Annotated in this window: 22 protein-coding genes; 12 read left to right on the top strand and 10 right to left on the bottom strand. The window is 64.6% G+C overall.

Translation table 11 applies throughout. The features are described 5' to 3' along the window. Positions 1 to 26: 26 nt before the first annotated feature. The 4 genes from FPZ61_RS12445 (at position 27) to FPZ61_RS12425 (ending at position 3,642) form a co-directional block, all read left to right on the top strand. Positions 27 to 356, top strand: coding sequence for a hypothetical protein (locus FPZ61_RS12445; RefSeq protein WP_185474851.1), 330 nt, complete (start codon positions 27 to 29; stop codon positions 354 to 356). 87 nt (positions 357 to 443) lie between these two features. Then, on the top strand, positions 444 to 1,454 hold the full coding sequence (locus FPZ61_RS12440) for a 2-hydroxyacid dehydrogenase (protein WP_185474850.1): 1,011 nt from the start codon (positions 444 to 446) through the stop codon (positions 1,452 to 1,454). 78 nt (positions 1,455 to 1,532) lie between these two features. Continuing rightward, the gene (locus tag FPZ61_RS15600) at positions 1,533 to 1,826 is read left to right on the top strand and encodes a hypothetical protein (RefSeq protein WP_255441589.1); all 294 of its coding nucleotides are present in this window, start codon (positions 1,533 to 1,535) and stop codon (positions 1,824 to 1,826) included. 838 nt (positions 1,827 to 2,664) lie between these two features. Then, a complete protein-coding gene (locus FPZ61_RS12425) occupies positions 2,665 to 3,642 on the top strand; it encodes an AraC family transcriptional regulator (RefSeq protein ID WP_185466906.1) in 978 nt (325 codons plus the stop codon). 118 nt (positions 3,643 to 3,760) lie between these two features. Here the strand turns inward: FPZ61_RS12425 and FPZ61_RS12420 are convergent, their stop codons facing one another. After that, on the bottom strand, positions 3,761 to 4,678 hold the full coding sequence (locus FPZ61_RS12420) for a hypothetical protein (RefSeq protein WP_185466905.1): 918 nt from the start codon (positions 4,676 to 4,678) through the stop codon (positions 3,761 to 3,763). Positions 4,679 to 4,975: 297 nt separating this feature from the next. After that, positions 4,976 to 5,497, bottom strand: a complete 522-nt coding sequence (locus tag FPZ61_RS12415; protein ID WP_185466904.1) for a hypothetical protein — start codon at positions 5,495 to 5,497, stop codon at positions 4,976 to 4,978. Positions 5,498 to 5,564: 67 nt separating this feature from the next. Here FPZ61_RS12415 and FPZ61_RS15595 point away from each other — a divergent pair, with 67 nt between their 5' ends. The 5 genes from FPZ61_RS15595 (at position 5,565) to FPZ61_RS12395 (ending at position 8,075) form a co-directional block, all read left to right on the top strand. Further along, positions 5,565 to 5,690, top strand: a complete 126-nt coding sequence (locus FPZ61_RS15595) for a hypothetical protein (RefSeq protein WP_255441588.1) — start codon at positions 5,565 to 5,567, stop codon at positions 5,688 to 5,690. Positions 5,691 to 5,836: 146 nt separating this feature from the next. Then, positions 5,837 to 6,091, top strand: a complete 255-nt coding sequence (locus FPZ61_RS12410; protein ID WP_185474849.1) for a Nif11-like leader peptide family natural product precursor — start codon at positions 5,837 to 5,839, stop codon at positions 6,089 to 6,091. A 138-nt stretch (positions 6,092 to 6,229) separates the two neighbouring features. Continuing rightward, positions 6,230 to 6,469 (top strand): hypothetical protein, encoded by a 240-nt coding sequence (locus tag FPZ61_RS12405; protein WP_185466902.1) that lies wholly within the window; start codon positions 6,230 to 6,232, stop codon positions 6,467 to 6,469. A 51-nt stretch (positions 6,470 to 6,520) separates the two neighbouring features. Further along, a complete protein-coding gene (locus FPZ61_RS12400; protein WP_185466901.1) occupies positions 6,521 to 7,360 on the top strand; it encodes a cation-transporting P-type ATPase in 840 nt (279 codons plus the stop codon). Continuing rightward, positions 7,338 to 8,075, top strand: a complete 738-nt coding sequence (locus FPZ61_RS12395) for a hypothetical protein (protein ID WP_185466900.1) — start codon at positions 7,338 to 7,340, stop codon at positions 8,073 to 8,075. The genes FPZ61_RS12400 and FPZ61_RS12395 overlap by 23 nt, the downstream gene beginning before the upstream one ends. A gap of 1 nt (position 8,076) precedes the next feature. Here the strand turns inward: FPZ61_RS12395 and FPZ61_RS12390 are convergent, their stop codons facing one another. From FPZ61_RS12390 to FPZ61_RS12370, 5 genes are read right to left on the bottom strand one after another with little or no spacing between them, the layout of a single operon-like run. After that, positions 8,077 to 8,649: a peroxiredoxin gene (locus FPZ61_RS12390; RefSeq protein ID WP_185466899.1), complete on the bottom strand. Its 573-nt coding sequence runs from the start codon at positions 8,647 to 8,649 to the stop codon at positions 8,077 to 8,079. 60 nt (positions 8,650 to 8,709) lie between these two features. Beyond that, positions 8,710 to 9,156 carry a hypothetical protein gene (locus FPZ61_RS12385; RefSeq protein WP_185466898.1) on the bottom strand — a complete coding sequence of 149 codons (447 nt, stop codon included), beginning with the start codon at positions 9,154 to 9,156 and terminating at the stop codon, positions 8,710 to 8,712. Continuing rightward, on the bottom strand, positions 9,153 to 10,025 hold the full coding sequence (locus FPZ61_RS12380) for a sulfite exporter TauE/SafE family protein (protein ID WP_370593447.1): 873 nt from the start codon (positions 10,023 to 10,025) through the stop codon (positions 9,153 to 9,155). Before FPZ61_RS12380 ends, FPZ61_RS12385 begins: the two co-directional genes overlap by 4 nt. After that, positions 10,025 to 10,570: a rhodanese-like domain-containing protein gene (locus FPZ61_RS12375; RefSeq protein WP_185466896.1), complete on the bottom strand. Its 546-nt coding sequence runs from the start codon at positions 10,568 to 10,570 to the stop codon at positions 10,025 to 10,027. The genes FPZ61_RS12380 and FPZ61_RS12375 overlap by 1 nt, the downstream gene beginning before the upstream one ends. Then, positions 10,567 to 11,712 (bottom strand): rhodanese-like domain-containing protein, encoded by a 1,146-nt coding sequence (locus FPZ61_RS12370; RefSeq protein WP_185466895.1) that lies wholly within the window; start codon positions 11,710 to 11,712, stop codon positions 10,567 to 10,569. The genes FPZ61_RS12375 and FPZ61_RS12370 overlap by 4 nt, the downstream gene beginning before the upstream one ends. A gap of 101 nt (positions 11,713 to 11,813) precedes the next feature. Here FPZ61_RS12370 and FPZ61_RS12365 point away from each other — a divergent pair, with 101 nt between their 5' ends. Next, on the top strand, positions 11,814 to 12,161 hold the full coding sequence (locus FPZ61_RS12365; RefSeq protein WP_185466894.1) for a helix-turn-helix transcriptional regulator: 348 nt from the start codon (positions 11,814 to 11,816) through the stop codon (positions 12,159 to 12,161). Here FPZ61_RS12365 and FPZ61_RS12360 read toward each other — a convergent pair whose 3' ends face one another. Continuing rightward, positions 12,162 to 12,299 carry a hypothetical protein gene (locus FPZ61_RS12360; RefSeq protein ID WP_185466893.1) on the bottom strand — a complete coding sequence of 46 codons (138 nt, stop codon included), beginning with the start codon at positions 12,297 to 12,299 and terminating at the stop codon, positions 12,162 to 12,164. It lies immediately after the preceding gene. 122 nt (positions 12,300 to 12,421) lie between these two features. Here FPZ61_RS12360 and FPZ61_RS12355 point away from each other — a divergent pair, with 122 nt between their 5' ends. Further along, positions 12,422 to 12,886: a DUF3122 domain-containing protein gene (locus FPZ61_RS12355; RefSeq protein ID WP_185466892.1), complete on the top strand. Its 465-nt coding sequence runs from the start codon at positions 12,422 to 12,424 to the stop codon at positions 12,884 to 12,886. 21 nt (positions 12,887 to 12,907) lie between these two features. Here the strand turns inward: FPZ61_RS12355 and pdxH are convergent, their stop codons facing one another. Together pdxH and FPZ61_RS12345 are read right to left on the bottom strand one after the other, a co-directional pair. Further along, on the bottom strand, positions 12,908 to 13,573 hold the full coding sequence (gene pdxH / locus FPZ61_RS12350) for a pyridoxamine 5'-phosphate oxidase (RefSeq protein ID WP_185466891.1): 666 nt from the start codon (positions 13,571 to 13,573) through the stop codon (positions 12,908 to 12,910). A 51-nt stretch (positions 13,574 to 13,624) separates the two neighbouring features. Beyond that, positions 13,625 to 14,314, bottom strand: a complete 690-nt coding sequence (locus FPZ61_RS12345) for a DUF6629 family protein (RefSeq protein ID WP_185466890.1) — start codon at positions 14,312 to 14,314, stop codon at positions 13,625 to 13,627. 214 nt (positions 14,315 to 14,528) lie between these two features. On the opposite strand from FPZ61_RS12345, the gene ppk2 reads away from it, so the two are divergent. Beyond that, on the top strand, positions 14,529 to 15,350 hold the full coding sequence (gene ppk2, locus FPZ61_RS12340) for a polyphosphate kinase 2 (protein WP_185466889.1): 822 nt from the start codon (positions 14,529 to 14,531) through the stop codon (positions 15,348 to 15,350). Positions 15,351 to 15,372: the final 22 nt, after the last annotated feature.

The raw sequence follows: 15,372 nt of genomic DNA, 5'->3' as shown, positions 1-15,372 counted from the left end.
GGTGCGGGAATCCGCCGCTGACGATGATGGTCAAGGCAACGCGAATACTCGCCATGCGATTGCACCACAACCGGATCGGGAGCCTCGGGCCGTGGGCCATCGGATCGGCTCTGTTTCGCAGCAACCTCAGCCTGCAGGGTGTCAGCATCGCTGTGACGGCCAGCGGTGAAGGATCGATCCAGCAACTCAATGTCAAGGCCCGCCGTGGCGACAAGGCCTTCCCGTCCATCCAGGAGACGCTCGAGGGGCGTGTGGTCGGTGCCGAAGTGGAGGACCTCAACAGCGACGGGCTTCCCGATCTTTCCGGCGGCACCCGCCAGGTGACGTCCAAGCCGGGGCGTTCCACCCAGTTCTGAGCCGACCTGCCCTCGCAAGCAGCGTGCGGTTCACGACTCCACAGCTAGGGTGCTGCCGTCAGGTTCAAGCTGCAGTCCGCAACCTTCATGCAGAGGACGCCTTGCTCTGTGGCTGTCTATGACACAAAGCCCTACGACCTGCTGCATCTGCCGGCGGCGGCGGGCCCCGGCGTGGACCTGCGATTTCTGAATTTTCGTCTGAGTGTCGATACGGCGGGTACCGCCGATGGGGCGCGTGCTGTCTGTGTGTTTGTCAATGACGTGATTGACAAGGACTGCCTTGCATCCTTGGCCAGCCAGGGCATCGAGCTGGTGGCCCTGCGATGCACGGGGTTCAACAACGTGGACCTCGAGGCGGCCCGTGATCTCGGCATTGCCGTGACCCGTGTGCCCCTCTACTCACCCAATGCTGTGGCCGAGCATGCCGTGGCGTTGCTGCTGACCCTGAATCGCCAGGTGCACCGGTCGTTCAACCGGGTGCGGGACCACAATTTCTCCCTGCAGGGCCTGGTGGGCTTTGATCTCAATGGCAGGACGGCCGGCATTGTGGGAACGGGAAAGATCGGGCGCATCCTGGCCAGGATCCTGCGGGGCTTCGGCATGGTGGTTGTGGCCTACGACCCCTATCCCGATGCGGCCTGGGCCTCACGGGAGGGCATCACCTATGTGGATCCGATCACCCTGTCCAGTCTCAGCGATGTGATCTCCCTCCATGTTCCGCTGACGCCCGAAACCCATCACATCATCCGCCGAGAAACCATCGACTGCATGAAGCCCGGTGTGATCCTTGTGAATGTGAGCCGGGGTGGTCTGATCGACACCGTGGCCCTGCTCGAAGCCTTGAAAACCGGACGCCTGGGTGGGGTGGCTCTGGATGTCTACGAGGAGGAAGAAGGTGTGTTTTTTGAAGATCTTTCCGGGACAGTCTTGCAGGATGATCTGTTGGCGCGGATGCTCACCTTTCCGAATGTGCTGATCACGGCCCACCAGGCGTTTCTCACCCATGAAGCCCTCAGCGACATTGCTCGCATCACCGGGGCGAACCTGCGGTCGCTCGTGCTGGGAGACCCATTCGCGGAGGGCTCCCTGCTCACCTAGGAATCGCCATCCTCGAGGAGCTGCCGAGCCCATAGGTTGAGGCCTCTGTCCCCCGAAGCCCCCTGGGCCCGTGGTCTGATGCCTGCTCTCCTCCAACCCCGATCGCTGGCCCTTTTGGTTGGGGGTGCCGTCATGGGCCTGCTGCTCAACCATCTGCTGGCGGCGGCCGGTTTCGTGCCTGTCAGCACCTGCCTGCCCCTTCGGCCCCTGCTCTGGCCGGTGGCGGCGGTCGTTATCGCCGCTCTGCTGGCCTGGGCCGTGGTGGTGGTGGCACGGCTGGGCATCCGGGTGGAGATCTTCACCCGCAGCCCGATCGACATCAGCACCCAGCGCAGGCCCATTCAGGCGGAGGTGACCCGGGTGCGCCTTTGATCTCAGGGGGGCTGCGGCGCCCTCTCCTCTGCAGGGCTCGGGCAGCATGCATGACGACCATCTCCTCCCGGAACGCCCCGCGATGCGCTCCTGTCTCCCCCTGCTGCTGACCTCCTCCCTGGTCCCGCTGGTTCCGTTGCCTTCGCGGTGCCTATGCCAAGTCGGTGAGCTTCCAGGGCACGGGCTACGGCATCTTCACGACGCACGCTCATCCGCCCATCCCGCCAATCCTGGCCAGCGAGCAGAGGCCCATTGCCCCGCGGCTTGGCTGGGTTTTTCAGAGTTGCTCTCAGGGAGAGAGACTGCTGCGGTAGGTTTTGATCTCGGTGGGACCATGGCGAACCGTGGTGGTGACCTGGGGAATACCGCTGTTCTGCAGAACCTGGATCAATTCTGCGTTGAGATGATCCAGAAACTTCTCCTCGAACAGGGATGTTGGGGCATAAATCTGGAAGTCGATAGTCGATAGTCACCCCGAGCGGACAACTTCCCTGATAGGTCCCGGTACGCCGCCTGGATTCCTGCCAGGGCGGGCGCCCAGGTGCCGCGGTCCTCCCAGTCAAAACGGGGCGAGGCAGCCCGCGAACCGAGGCGCACCGGCTACCCGCGCGCCTGGAGGCGTTCAACGATGCGGCGGCCGGTCTTCCCGGTGCCGCCCAGTACGAGAATCGGCTGATCGAGGGAAGGATTGGAGTGGGACATGGTGGGGCGAAGCGATGGCCTGCTCGTCCAACGTATGGCGATCTGAACAGAGCTTCAATGCCATCAAGTCCGTATTTCTTGCTCTTTCGTCCAAATATTTCAGCGTTACTCTGAGTTTCCTTCCTGCGCCCTGGTGATGGCCAGCACTCCCCTGGCAAGCCCTCGCTCCCTTGTCCGGGCCTTCCGTCCTGTGGATCCCCTGGGTGAGGCCCTGCATGGGCTGCGGATGCGCGGCACCTTTTACTGCCTCTCCAGGTTCAGCGAGCCCTGGGGCCTGGACCTCCCCCCGATGCCGGGGACGCTGATGTTTCACATCCTCGCCTCAGGCTCCTGCCGGCTGGAGGTCGAGGGCGCCGAGCCCATGGCCTTGCGGGCGGGAGATGTGGCGATGGTTCCCCATGGTCGGGGCCATCGGCTCCGCAGCGCAGCGGATGCTCCCGTTGCGGCCCTGTTCGATCTGCCGAGGCAGGAACTCGGCGAGCGCTACGAGGTGCTGCATCACGGGGGGGGAGGGGCGGAAACCGCCATGGTCTGCGGGGCCGTGCACTTCGAGGAGCCCCTGGCGCAGAGGCTGATCGACCAGCTACCCCCCGTGATGACCATCGAGGCTGCCGATCCCACCAACCCCTGGATCCACACCACGATCGCGCTCATGGTGGATGAAGTCCGAGCCATGCGGCCAGGGGGAGACGCTGTGATCACCCGGGTGTCCGACATCCTGGTGATCCAGGCAATCAGGTCCTGGCTGGAGAGGTCGGATCTGCCGCGAACAGCCTGGCTCGCCGCCATGCGAGATCCCCTGATCGGTCGGTCGTTGACCCTGCTCCATCACGATCCCTTCCAACCCTGGTCCGTGGCAACGATTGCCCAGGCCACAGGCATGTCCCGCTCCGCCTTTGCCGCACGCTTCCTCAACCTGATGGGGGAGCCTCCAATGCATTATCTGAGAACCTGGCGCATGCAGGTGGCCGTTCAGCTGTTGAAACAGGACTCGGGGTCCGTGGCTGATCTCGCCGAGAAGCTTGGCTACAACTCCGAGGCGGCCTTCAATCGTGCCTTCAAGAAGACCATCGGCCTGACTCCTGGAGCGGTGCGTCGTGGGGCGGCCTGTTGAGGCCTGTGATCAGAGGCCCTTTGTCTGGCGTCCCATCCTGACCACTGCTGAGAGGTCAATAACCTTTCCGACTGCCACTGAGCCCTGGCGTGTCGCAGATAGCGGTCAGACCTGCCAGTCAGGCCTTGGATGAAGGACTCCGACTCCTGGTGTCGCTTGCGGCAATGGTTTCTTCTCTCACTACTGTTTTCGCATCGTCAAGCGCACAGTCTCTTGCCATGATTGTGGCCATTGCCAAGATGGCCAGAATGATCAAGCCAGGAACCAGGATCCATCCTTGCTGGCTTGGATCAATCGAAAGATCGAGCCAGGTCGTAGTGCCGACTTGAAAAAGAGTGAAAAGTATGATCGGCACCCATGCGATCAGCCAAAGCGAGCATAGGGCCCAGATGATGGCAGCCCTGAATTCCGACGGGCCTCTGGGCCTTGGAATCGTGAAAGCTCGAAACAGGAGCTGGCGACCTTGCCGCCTGGATCCAGATGTTCTGACCTGGGCTGAGCGTGTGGCACGATCCCTTGCCATGAGCGCGAGTGCAAGCGGAATAATGGCTGTCGTAAAGACTAACAATAAAAAGAGCAAGAAATCTGCTCCGACTATGTCGTCAAGCTCTGTCGCGATTGTAAAGGCCGTGAATACAGTCCAGTAGAGAAAGGCCAGGCATGTCGCTGATGCGATCCAGCCCTTGGAGCTCCTGGGTCGAGGGAGTGTGAAAATCCTGCGGAAGACAGGCTGATGACTCCAGTCTTGAATGGTATCGGCAGTGCTCTTCAGAGAAGCAGCTCTTCTGCGCAAGATCAGCAGCGACCTGGCGATGAGTGCTGCCTCGTCTTGGAGGGCAGACTTCTCGGCAGCCGATAGTTCAAGTGTTTCTGCCTCTATCAATTCTCTTATGGCATGAAGCCGTTTGCTGTTTTCCTCAACGCGCCCGATCGACAGCCTCTTGCGAATGATCTCTGCTGCCAGCCCTGCGAGTGCAGTGCCTAGCGGTGGGCCAAAGACCTTCAGCAGGATAGTTGGAAGGGGTTCAACAGTCATAACAGTCGAAGGTCTTGGGCCATGATGGCAAGGCAGGTCAGGGCGGGTGCGCTCCCCTGGTTATTCTGGGATGGGAGGTATTAGACGGCAAGAGCAGGATTCTTCAGCGGGTTGAATCGCTGCCAAAAAAAGAGTATTTCTGAATGAAATTATGATGACCCGACAAAGTCAATGGTCAACTGGTCCCGTCATGGGCGCTCTTCCATTTTGTTGCCCTGGCTTCGGCTGGCTTGAGCGGGCAACCGGCTGAATCGCAGGGTCCAGGTTGTGGTCGGTTGTTGGGTGGCCTCCTTTCGCTCAGCCCACGGCGGAGCTGCCCAGGCCCTCGCCGTCGTTGCGGAAGAAGCCGCTGAGGCTGATGCCGGCCTCATGGGCCGCCACCGTGACCTGCAGTTTCTGCTCGTCGTCGAGGCCATCCCAGAAGGCGTGGAAGAGATCGAGAGAGGCCTTGGCGGTGCCCACCACCCCCATCAGCGAGAGGGGAACCGTGAGCCAGGGGAACACCAGCAGCACCACCGAGAGCACGGCGCCGACCGCCACGCCGGCCTTGGCGGATTCCAGGCTGGTGCTCAGCACCAGGCGCACCTGGGTAAGGCGGTCGAGTTCGCCCCGCTTGCGCAGGGCCTCGGTGCGCAGGGCCGTGAGCAGTGCCTGGTAGGCGGCGTAGCAGACGATCCCACCCACAGTGGATTCGGAGAAGAACTCCCGTCCGCTGAAGGCCCCGCCGTTCTGGTTGAGGTCGATCGAGGCCAGCCCCGCCAGGGGAGCAGCTTCCCAGCCGGCGCGGGGAATGCGGAAGGGGTCGCGTTCACGGGTCATCGGTGCTGGCTGATCCAGTGAGTCCCAGCTTGCTCCAGTCCTCGAGCTCCTGCCAGGGGCCCTGCCGATGGTTGGTGGCAAGGGCAGGGGGCTGGAGGTCAAGATTCAGCTGACCGGCGGGATGATTCTGCTCGCTTCGATTAACCTATCATCATGGGGCATGGTCAATCGTTTTATGGTTGATCTTGCCTGAAACAGAAGGGCTGCGATCCTGTTCTCTGCGCTGGGCCTGATTCTGGCTGGATTCGGGCGATCTGGTTCAAAGATAAGCATGAATGCTGGTCTGAGTGTGCCTTTTTGTGATTAGCCTGAAGGCATCAACCAACAGAGGTCATCATGATGAACGCCACCACAATGGATTCCCCGGCGGTCGTCAGCATGGCAGCCGCGTCCGGTCAGGTTCATGAGGCGATGGAGGCTCTCCATGCCCTGCAGGAGCTGGCCATGCGGGATCCGGCCTTTGCCCGGGCCCTCAAGCACACAGGCTCCACCCATGCGGCCGCCAGCCTGGCCCGTCAGCATGGTCTGCACGTGAGCGCGGAAGCTCTCTGGCGTAACCGCGGCCGCCATGGACTGCCCACCTGGCGTGGTTGAGAAGCCGTGTCCCGTCGCTGCAGTTCCATGGCCAGTCCAGTCCCCCCCCTGACGGCCTCGATGCCGGCTTCCTCAGGCCTCGCGCCGCCAGGGGCTTCATGGTCAGGGCCTCTTCATTCAGACAATGAAGAGGTTCCGGTGAATTGCCCGGTGTATGCCGGCAGTGCCGCTGATCGCCTCTCCGATTGGTGTGCCCAGGATGTGCTCGAGCAGGAGGCTTCCGTGCTCGCGGCCCTGGCCCACATCCGAGAACGGCTGCATGCCCTTCCGGCCACAACCCGCCCTGAGCAGGCTGTGGCCTTTGAGGCCGGAGCTGTGGCCACGCTGGTCTGTGCGGTCCAGTCCCAGGTCAACCAGTCGTCCAGTTGCGCTCGCTGAAGCGACACCTCCCATCCGGGGCTAAGCCTGTGGGATCTCCTGCGAAGTCCCATGGCTGGTGTTCCGACCACGCTGGCTGAAGCTCAGGACCAGCTGCGAACAGGCCTGCATGGTCTGAGTGGCGAGGAGGCTCGTCAGCGGCTTCAGCGCCATGGCCCCAACACCCTGCCGGAAGCGAAACGGGGTGCCTGGAGTCAGCTGCTGGAGCACCTCTGGGGCCCCATCCCCTGGATGATCGAGGCTGCGGCGCTGCTCGCGGCGCTCGTGCGCGACTGGGCCGATTTCGGCATCATCACCACTCTGCCGGCACTCAATGCGCTGGTGGGCTTCTGGGTGGAGCACCAGCCCGGCCATGCCATCGAGGCGCTGAGATCCCAGCTGGCTCCGCTGGCCCGGGTGAAACGTGACGGACAGTGGAACACCATCCCCGCCAGGGAGCTGGTGCCTGGCGATCTCATTCTTCTGCGCTCCGGCGACATCGTTCCAGCCGATGCGCTGGTGCAGGCCTCCCAGGGGATCAGCCACTTCCAGCAGGCCGTCCTCAAGATCGGCGATTACCTGATCGCCATGGCCCTGGTTCTGGTTCTCGTGATCCTGATGGTGGGGATCTTCCGCCACCAGAGCCTGATCACGATCCTGCAGTTCTCGCTCGTGCTCACCGTGGCCTCCATCCCGGTGGCCATGCCCGCCGTGCTCTGCTCGGACAAGACCGACACCCTGACCCGCAACCAGCTCTCCGCAGGCCCACCGTTCTGCTTCGGATCCTGCACGGCCGCTCAGATCATGGAAGCCGCTGCCCTGGCCTCCAGGTGGGAAAGCCAGGATTCCATCGATCTGGTGGTCCTCAATTCGGCGGACCCACCAGGGCGTGCATCCAACCGCTGTGCTTGAGCAGTTCATCCCCTTCGACCCTGTCAGCAAACGCACGGAAGCCAGGCTGATCACGGCTTCTGGGGAGCGATTCCAGGTCAGCAAGGGGGCTCCTCAGGTGATCCTGTCGTTGGTGGGTCACGACCCTGCCCTCACTGCCGAGGTGGAGGCCGTGAGCCATTCCTTTGCCGACCGTGGCTTTCGCGCACTCGGGGTGGCGCGCACGGATGCCGGGGGCAGTGGTTCTATTACGCCATCTACCGCGTTGCCGAAACAATCCGTGTTCTGCTGTTCACCACACTCTCGATGGAACATGCCTGTTGTTCTTGGTGCGGCCAGCGTGCTCGGTGTGCTTGGAGTGGCGGAATCCTTCGGGTTGTTCTATCTCGCGCAGAGGATTCTGGAGCTGAATCGGGACATGGTGCAGACCCTGCTGTACCTGAAGTTGTCGGTGGCAGGACATCTGACGGTGTTCGCCGTTCGCACGCGAGGACCCTTCTGGAAATCGCGTCCTGCCCCGATCCTGACCACAGCGGTGGTCTCCACCCAGGTGCTGGCCACACTTCTGGCGGTGTATGGCCTGTTCATGGTGCCCCTGGGCTGGACCTGGGCCCTGGTGGTCTGGGGGTACAGCCTGATCTGCTTCGTGCTCAACGACCGCATCAAGATCCTGGCTTACCAGCTGTTTGATCCCCGCAAGCTCCTGCTGAGCCTGCGGGGACACCCCGGCCTCTGACTCAGCCCACGAAGGCGCGCGAGGGCTCGCTCACTCCGGCGGATTGCGTGCCCTTGAGATAAGCCAGCATCGTGTCGGCGTCGGAGACCTCGAAGGGGTCCACCGGGCAGTTGTCGTCGAAGCCGGGTTCGATGAACACCTTCTCGATCCGGCCGTCATCCACCAGCATCGAATAACGCCAGGAACGCGGTCCGAAGCCCAGGTTCGATTTGTCGACCAGCATCCCCATCTTGCGGGTGAATTCGGCATTGCCATCAGGCAGCAGGAACACGTGGTTGGCGCCCACCTGCTTGCCCCACTGGTACATCACGAAGGCATCATTGACGGAGATGCAGATGATCTGATCAACGCCGGCGGCCTTGAACTGGTCGTAGAGCTCCTCGTAGCGGGGCAGGTGATTGGAGGAGCAGGTGGGGGTGAAGGCTCCTGGCAGGGAGAACACCACCACTTTCTTGCCGGCGAAGATCTCGTCGGTGCTGAGGTCCTGCCAGCGGAAGGGATTGGGGCCCGGCACCGCTTCATCCCGCACGCGGGTGTGGAAGATGACGCTGGGAACGCGTTCGATCACGGCCATGGTTGAGCTGCAGGTCAAAGACTCCAACCAGCCTAACTCATAGCGACTCCGTGTTGGGCCTCATGCCTCCAGGCGCAGCCCGATCGCTTTCTCCGCCGTGGCCGGCAGGTTGCGTGAGACCGGGCAGAGTTTCATCCGCTCGCCGATGAAGGCGATCGCTTCGTCGTCGGCGCGGGAGCGCTCGTCCGCCGAAACGGCTGGATCGAGCCGCAGGCGGAAGTCCCCGTTCAGCTGCTCCAGGATCCAGTCGGCGCTGGTGAGCACCGTGAAGGATCCCTCCACCCGCTGCAGGGGAATGGCACGCTCCTGGGCATTGGCCACCAGGTAAAAATGCTGGCAGAGCAGCAGTGACAGCAGGTAGAGCCGGAACCCCGGGGTGGTGAGGCTGGGGTGCTGAGGCTCCCATTCCCCCGATTCAGCCAGGAACTCCACCTCAAGCGACTGGGTGGCGCGGGTGGGCCCGCTATGGCTGCTGCGCAGCCGGAACTGGAAGGTGCGCTGGCTCATCGCTGCTCCTGGTTGGTGAGATGTGGTGATGGCCGGCGGAGAAGAGCCTCGGGGGCAGGGCTGCCTCCGATCAGCGGTTGGTTCTGGCGGCGCAATCCCTCGAAGCCTGTGAGCAGCGCCGAGCCGATCAACAGGCAGGAGAAGCCCAGCCGCAGCTTGTGGTCACTGAGGTGGGGCGCCAGCCGCTGGCCCAGCACGGCGCCTGCGGCGCCACCGCCCACCAGGGGCAGCAGCAGACCCAGGCTGGCGGCCGGCCAATGGCCCAGCGCCAGCAGGGCCACCAGGCTGTTGGTGCTGATCAGCACCAGGCTGGTGCCGCTGGCCAGCTGCATCGGCAGACCGGCCAGCAGAACGAGGGCGGGCACGATCGCAAATCCTCCCCCCACCCCGGCAACGCCGGTGAGCAGGCCCACCACCACACCCTGTGCCGCCAGGGCCACGGGCGTTTCGCGCTCTTGCCGCTGGCCATGACCGCCGCCCTCCCCGCTTGAAGGCCGGGGGGTGGCGGGCCGCAGCAGCAGCCAGGAGGCGACCAGGGCCGCCACTGTGAAGATCCCCAGTTGAACGGCCTCGGGGATCAGGCCGGCCTTGACCAGGCTGCCTCCGATCCAGGCGCCTGCCAGGGCCGGCACTCCCAGGATCAGCGCCGGCCGCGGGGCCACCTGCCTACGGCGGATGTAGGGCCCCACATTGCCCAGGGCCAGCAGGGTCACCACCATCAGGGAGAGCGGAACGGCCTCCCGGGTGGACAGGCCGGCGCCGCTCACCAGCAGGGGCAGCAACAGGATCGAGCCCCCGGCCCCCAGCACGGCGAGCAGGAGCCCGATCACAAGGCCTCCAAGGATCAACAGCAGCACGGTGCCGCTGATCACATCCTCACCTGGTTCCAGGGCATGACCGCCAGCAGCCGGGCCATGCCGCAGAAGCCGCTGATGCCGGCAAAGGTGAGGCCAGCTCCCACGAAGCCCGCCAGCCAGATCCAGCCCGGAGCCACGGTCTGGCTGAGGATCACCCCGAGCAGCACCAGGCTGCCGGCGGCGATCTGCACCTGACGCATCAGCGGCAGGGGAGCGCCCTTGCGGCGGTTGATGGGCAGGCCCGCCTGCTGCCAGGCGCCCATGCCGCCCTCCAGGTCGGCGAGGCGATGGGGATGGCCCCGGCGCAGCAGCTCGGCCAGCCCCTTCTCGCTGCGCTTGCCGCTCTGACAGACCAGCACCAACGGCCCCTCGGGGAGGCTGGCGCTGCCGAGGCGGGAGAGGGGGATGTTGTGGCTGCCGGGGATGTGGCCAGCCACGTATTCCATCGGCTCGCGCACATCGATCACCGTGATCCTGTTGTCACGGTGCTGGTGGCTGAGGTCCCGGGCGCTCAGGCGAATGGGGCTGGAGTGTGTGGAGCTGGTCTGGGTGGTCATGGTGTTGGCTGAGCAGGGGTGGGCATGGGGTGTTCCAGGGGCAGGCCTTCCCGCTGCCAGGCGCGCAGACCGCCGCGCAGGTTGGCCACCTGAGACCGTCCGGCCTTGAGCAGCTCCTGGGTGGCCAGGGCCGAGCGGCTGCCGGAATGGCAGAGCACCACCAGGGGCTGCCCCGTGGGGATCTCGCCGAGCCGCTGCTCCAGGTCCTGCAGGGGGATCAGCAGGCTGCCCGGGATGTGGCCGTCGGGGCCGTTGAATTCATCAGCTGAGCGCACATCCAGCAGCGTGAGCGAGTCGCGGTGCTCGCTGACCCACTGGGATTCGAGCTGGGGCAGGCCGGCATAGCTGCGGCGGATCGGTGCCCAGCCGTCGGGATCCGGGGGCGTGTGCCCCCGCGGTCTGCCGCTGCGCAGATTGGCGGGCAGGGCCACGGCCAGCCGCCGCGGGTGGGGCAGTTCCAGATTCTCCATATAGCCCACGAAGTCGCGCTCATCGGCTTCACCGCCCAGGCGGGCGTTGAAGGCCCGCTCTTCTGACACCGAGCTGAGCGTGCGGCCGCTGTAGTCGTGGCTGGGGTAGAGCAGGCACGAGTCGGGGAGGGAGAGGATCTGCTCGGTGATCGAGCGGTAGAGGGTGTGGGCGTTGCCCTGCTGGAAATCACAGCGGCCGCAGCCGCGCACCAGCAGGGCATCACCGGTGAAGGCCAGGCTGTGATCGTCGAGCACGAAGGTGAGGCAGCCGTCGGTGTGGCCGGGGGTGGCGCGCACCTCCAGAGCACGACTGCCGAAGGCCACCTGATCGCCGTGCCGCAGGGGCAGGGTCACGTTCTCGGCGCCCGCGACGGCAGCCAGGCCGATGGCGCTGCCGGTGGCGTCGTGCATCAGCCAGCTGCCGGTGACGTGATCAGCGTGGGCGTGGGTGTCGAGACAGGCCACCAGCTGGATCCCCAGCTCCTGGATCAGGGAGAGATCGCGGTCGTGTTGCTCGAACACCGGATCAATCATCAGGCCCTCGGCACTGGCCACCTCGGCGATCAGGTAGGTGAAGGTGCCGGTGTCGGCATCGAACAGCTGGCGGAACAGCAACGGGGCACCACCGGCAGCGGCCGAGAGGGAGAAGCCGCGAGCGGGAGCGACGGCCATGGGGGCTCGATCAGCAACTTGTATGAGCATAGCCGCATAATGGTCATTCGTCAGGGGGCTGGTGATCGGTGCATAATGTGTCCATCGACATAACTGTGACCATGGCTGCTTCCGCTGGCGGGTCTCGGCCCAGCCCCCAGCTCCTTGAGGAACTGAGCGCCTTCTTCCGCCTGCTGAGTGAGCCGGCCCGGCTGCAGCTGCTCTGCCAGCTTGAGCACGACGGAGCCAGGGACGTGGCCTCCCTGATCGAGGCCACGGGCTTCAGTCAGTCGCACATCAGCCGCCAGCTGGGGCAGTTGCAGCGGGCCGGCCTGGTGCGTTGCGAGCGGGAGGGCACCCGGCTGATCTATGAGGTGGCCGATCCCCTGGTCGCCGAACTGTGCGGCCTGGTTCAGCGTCGTCTCAGAAAGCGGCTCGAGGAACAGCTCCAGCAGTTGCAGACCGCCTGATCACGATGTCCTGAGGGCCAGTCCCAGCCAGCGCACCAGGGGTGCGAACGGCTGGAGGTGGTTGTCGAACTCAGCCACCTGCTCCTCGGCGCACACCTTGATCAGGGTGGCTGCCGAGCCTGGATTGGCCCACGTCAAGAGCTGGGGCCCTGGCCCTGAGCGGCGGACGGATCGCGATGCTCGCACTAGAGTAGATAAGCCATTATGCCGTTACAGTCATGACTTTCGGTGTCTGCGTTCAGTCCCGTCTGAGGCGATGGTTGTTCGCTGTTCTGCCGTTGCTGCTGGCGTTCCTTCTCGGAGCTGCCCCGGTTCTGGCCGCGGACAGCTGGTCGCTCGACGATCGGGCGGGCCATCGCCTCAGCGCCCAGGTCTTCGAGCAGCCGTTCCCGGAGTACCCCTCCGGCCAGCGCATCCGCCTCAATGTCCTGGATGCCAGAACGACCCTGGATCACAGCGCCGATCTTGTGTTGAGTGATTCGACGGGTCAGGAATGGAGCCTGCCCAATCGCAGCGAAGAGATGGTTCCCAGGGATGGGTCATCGGTTCCGAGCGGATCCGCCCAGTTCGATCTCGATGCCCTGATCCCACGGCCCAGTGAAGCGCTTCCCCTCCGCCTGGAGGTCCCCAGCACCAGGGGGGTCCTGAGCTTCAACCTCAGCCCTGAACAGGTGATGGAGCTCCACGCCATGGGATCCGCCACGCCGGCAGCGCCTCCAGCCTGACCAGGAGGGGGCCGCCGGGGATCAGGGCGCCAGCCGCTCGATGCTCCAGAGTCCGCCCGCGCCATCGCCGTTGGGCCGGTAGCGGAAGCGATCGTGCAGACGGTTCTCGCGCCCCTGCCAGAACTCGAACTCAAAGGGCACCACCCGCAGGCCGCCCCAGGCCGGCGGCAGCGGCACCTCTCCGCTGGCGAAGCGGTGTTGCATCGCCTGCCACTGCGCTTCGAGGATCGAGCGAGAGCGGATCACGGCGCTCTGCTGCGACACCCAGGCTCCCATCCGGCTGCCGAGCGGGCGCGAGAGGAAGTAGGCGAGCGATTCGCCAGCGCTGATCCGCTCGGCCCGGCCCAGGATCGCCACCTGTCGCTCCAGCCCGTACCAGGGAAACAGCAGGCTCACCTCCGGGTGGGCGGCGATCTCGGTGGCCTTACGGCTCTCATAGTGGGTGAAAAACACGAACCCACGCCCGTCGAACGCCTTGAGCAGAACGGTGCGGGCGCTGGGGCGCGTGCCGTCGCTGGTACCCAGCACCATGGCATTGGGCTCGCTCAGCTCCGCCGCCACGGCCTGATCGAACCAAAGGCGGAACTGCGCCACTGGATCAGCCGCCAGATCGGCCCGCCGCAGGGCTGCGCGGCGGTAGTCGCGGCGCAGCTGGGCGGGATCGGTGGGGGCGGGACGGTCACTCATGGCAGCTGCTCGCAGAGAGTGTTCACGACTTTGTGAGGCAATGGGGCGCCATCAGGCAACCAGGACAGCGTGTGGGTCCGGATCCCTGAGGATCCAGTACAGCGATCCCGACAGCAGCGCGCTGAAGAAGCACCACACCGAGGTGAAGGCGTAGCCGTAGGCGAGGTGCGTGATCAGGAAGGCGCCCAGAATGCAGCCACCGAACCAGCGCAGCCGCCCCGAGGTGCTGAGCAGCAAAGGCGCGGAGATGAGCAGCCCATAGACCGTGCTGCCGAGGCCGAGGCTGATCCAGCGGTCCGCCAGAAGGGTGGTGGTGTAGTTCAGGGATCCGTTCACCACCACCGGCTCGAGCCGAGAGCCATCCAGCAGCAGTGGGAGCCAGAGTCCTGCCCCCACCAGCAGGCCCAGCACCAGATCGATCTGCAGCAGGCGGCGGCGCAGGGCAGGGGGCGCCTGCCGGTTCAGATGCAGCACACACCAGGGGAACCAGGCCAGCCAGAAGGCATAGGCGAAGAACAGATAACCGAGCGCAGCGGGGTGCACGAGCCAGCCAGGCCCCCCGGGCGCCAGGCCAAGCCAGACCACACCCTCCAGGGCCTGTTGCGCCGAGAAGAACAACGGGGAGAAGGCCAGGGGCAGCAGCTCGCTGCGCCGTTGCGCCAGGCAGTAGCGAACGGAGGCCACCCCCAGAGGCAACAGAACGGCCGCCACCACGAAGCTGGCGCTGCTGGAGAAGCACATCGGCGTGAGCCGTCTCCGGCAGCAAGCGTCTCCCCCAGCCTGGCGCGGCGGGGGGAGATGGGTGATGAAAGTCAAGGCCTGGAAGAGCTCGGACGCCCCGCCAAGACGCCGACGTTGCAGGAGGCGCTCCGCTGGGATGAGGCCTTGATGGACAGGTGAAGCGGTTGGCGAACGATCTTGCCAGGGTGGGGGCAGCCGGACGATCGCAACTCTGATGAGCAAGAAGCAACGCCCATCGCCCGTCGAGTTGATCGAGGAGATGCAGAACGATCTTCCCTACGACGAACCGATCGACAAGAAGGACTACAAACGAGACCTCAAAACGCTCCAGATCGAACTGCTCAAGGCACAGCGTCACATCAAGGCTGTCGGACAGCGCGTGGTGATCCTCTTCGAAGGTCGCGATGCGGCGGGCAAGGGTGGATCGATCAAGCGCTTCCGCGAACACCTGAACCCTCGCGGCAGTGACCATGTGGCGCTGCCGAAGCCCAACGATGCCGAGGTGACCCAGTGGTACTTCCAGCGCTACGTCCCGCACCTGCCATCAGCCGGCGAAGTCACGATGTTCGACAGGTCGTGGTACAACCGGGCCGGCGTCGAGAAGGTGATGGGCTTCTGCACACCTCAGGAGCACGCGCTGTTTCTCCGCCAGGTTCCCGGCTTCGAGCAGTCACTCGTCGGCAGTGGGATCCTGCTCTTCAAGATGTGGTTCACCGTGTCGCAGGCCAGGCAGAAGCTGCGTTTCGACGACCGGCGCAAGGATCCGCTCAAGCATTGGAAGCTTTCGCCCATCGACGAGGTGAGCGTGGAGAAGTACAGCGAGTACACCGAAGCTCGCAACGAGATGCTGCTCGCCACCGATACCCTCGTGGCGCCATGGACGATCGTCAACTCCAACGAGAAGCGGCGGGCCCGTCTTGGCGCCATCCGCAGCGTCCTCCACGCCCTGGACTACGAGCACAAGGACCACGACGTCGCCTGTGCGCCCGATCCACGGGTCGTGCGTACGGCCCATTCGGTGTTCATCGACAACTGAGCGGCTCGCCGTGGGTGCTGTC

The organism is Synechococcus sp. BSA11S, from assembly GCF_014224355.1.
In the GTDB taxonomy this organism is placed as follows: Bacteria; Cyanobacteriota; Cyanobacteriia; order PCC-6307; family Cyanobiaceae; genus Regnicoccus_A.
This window is presented reverse-complemented; position numbering and strand designations above follow the sequence as displayed.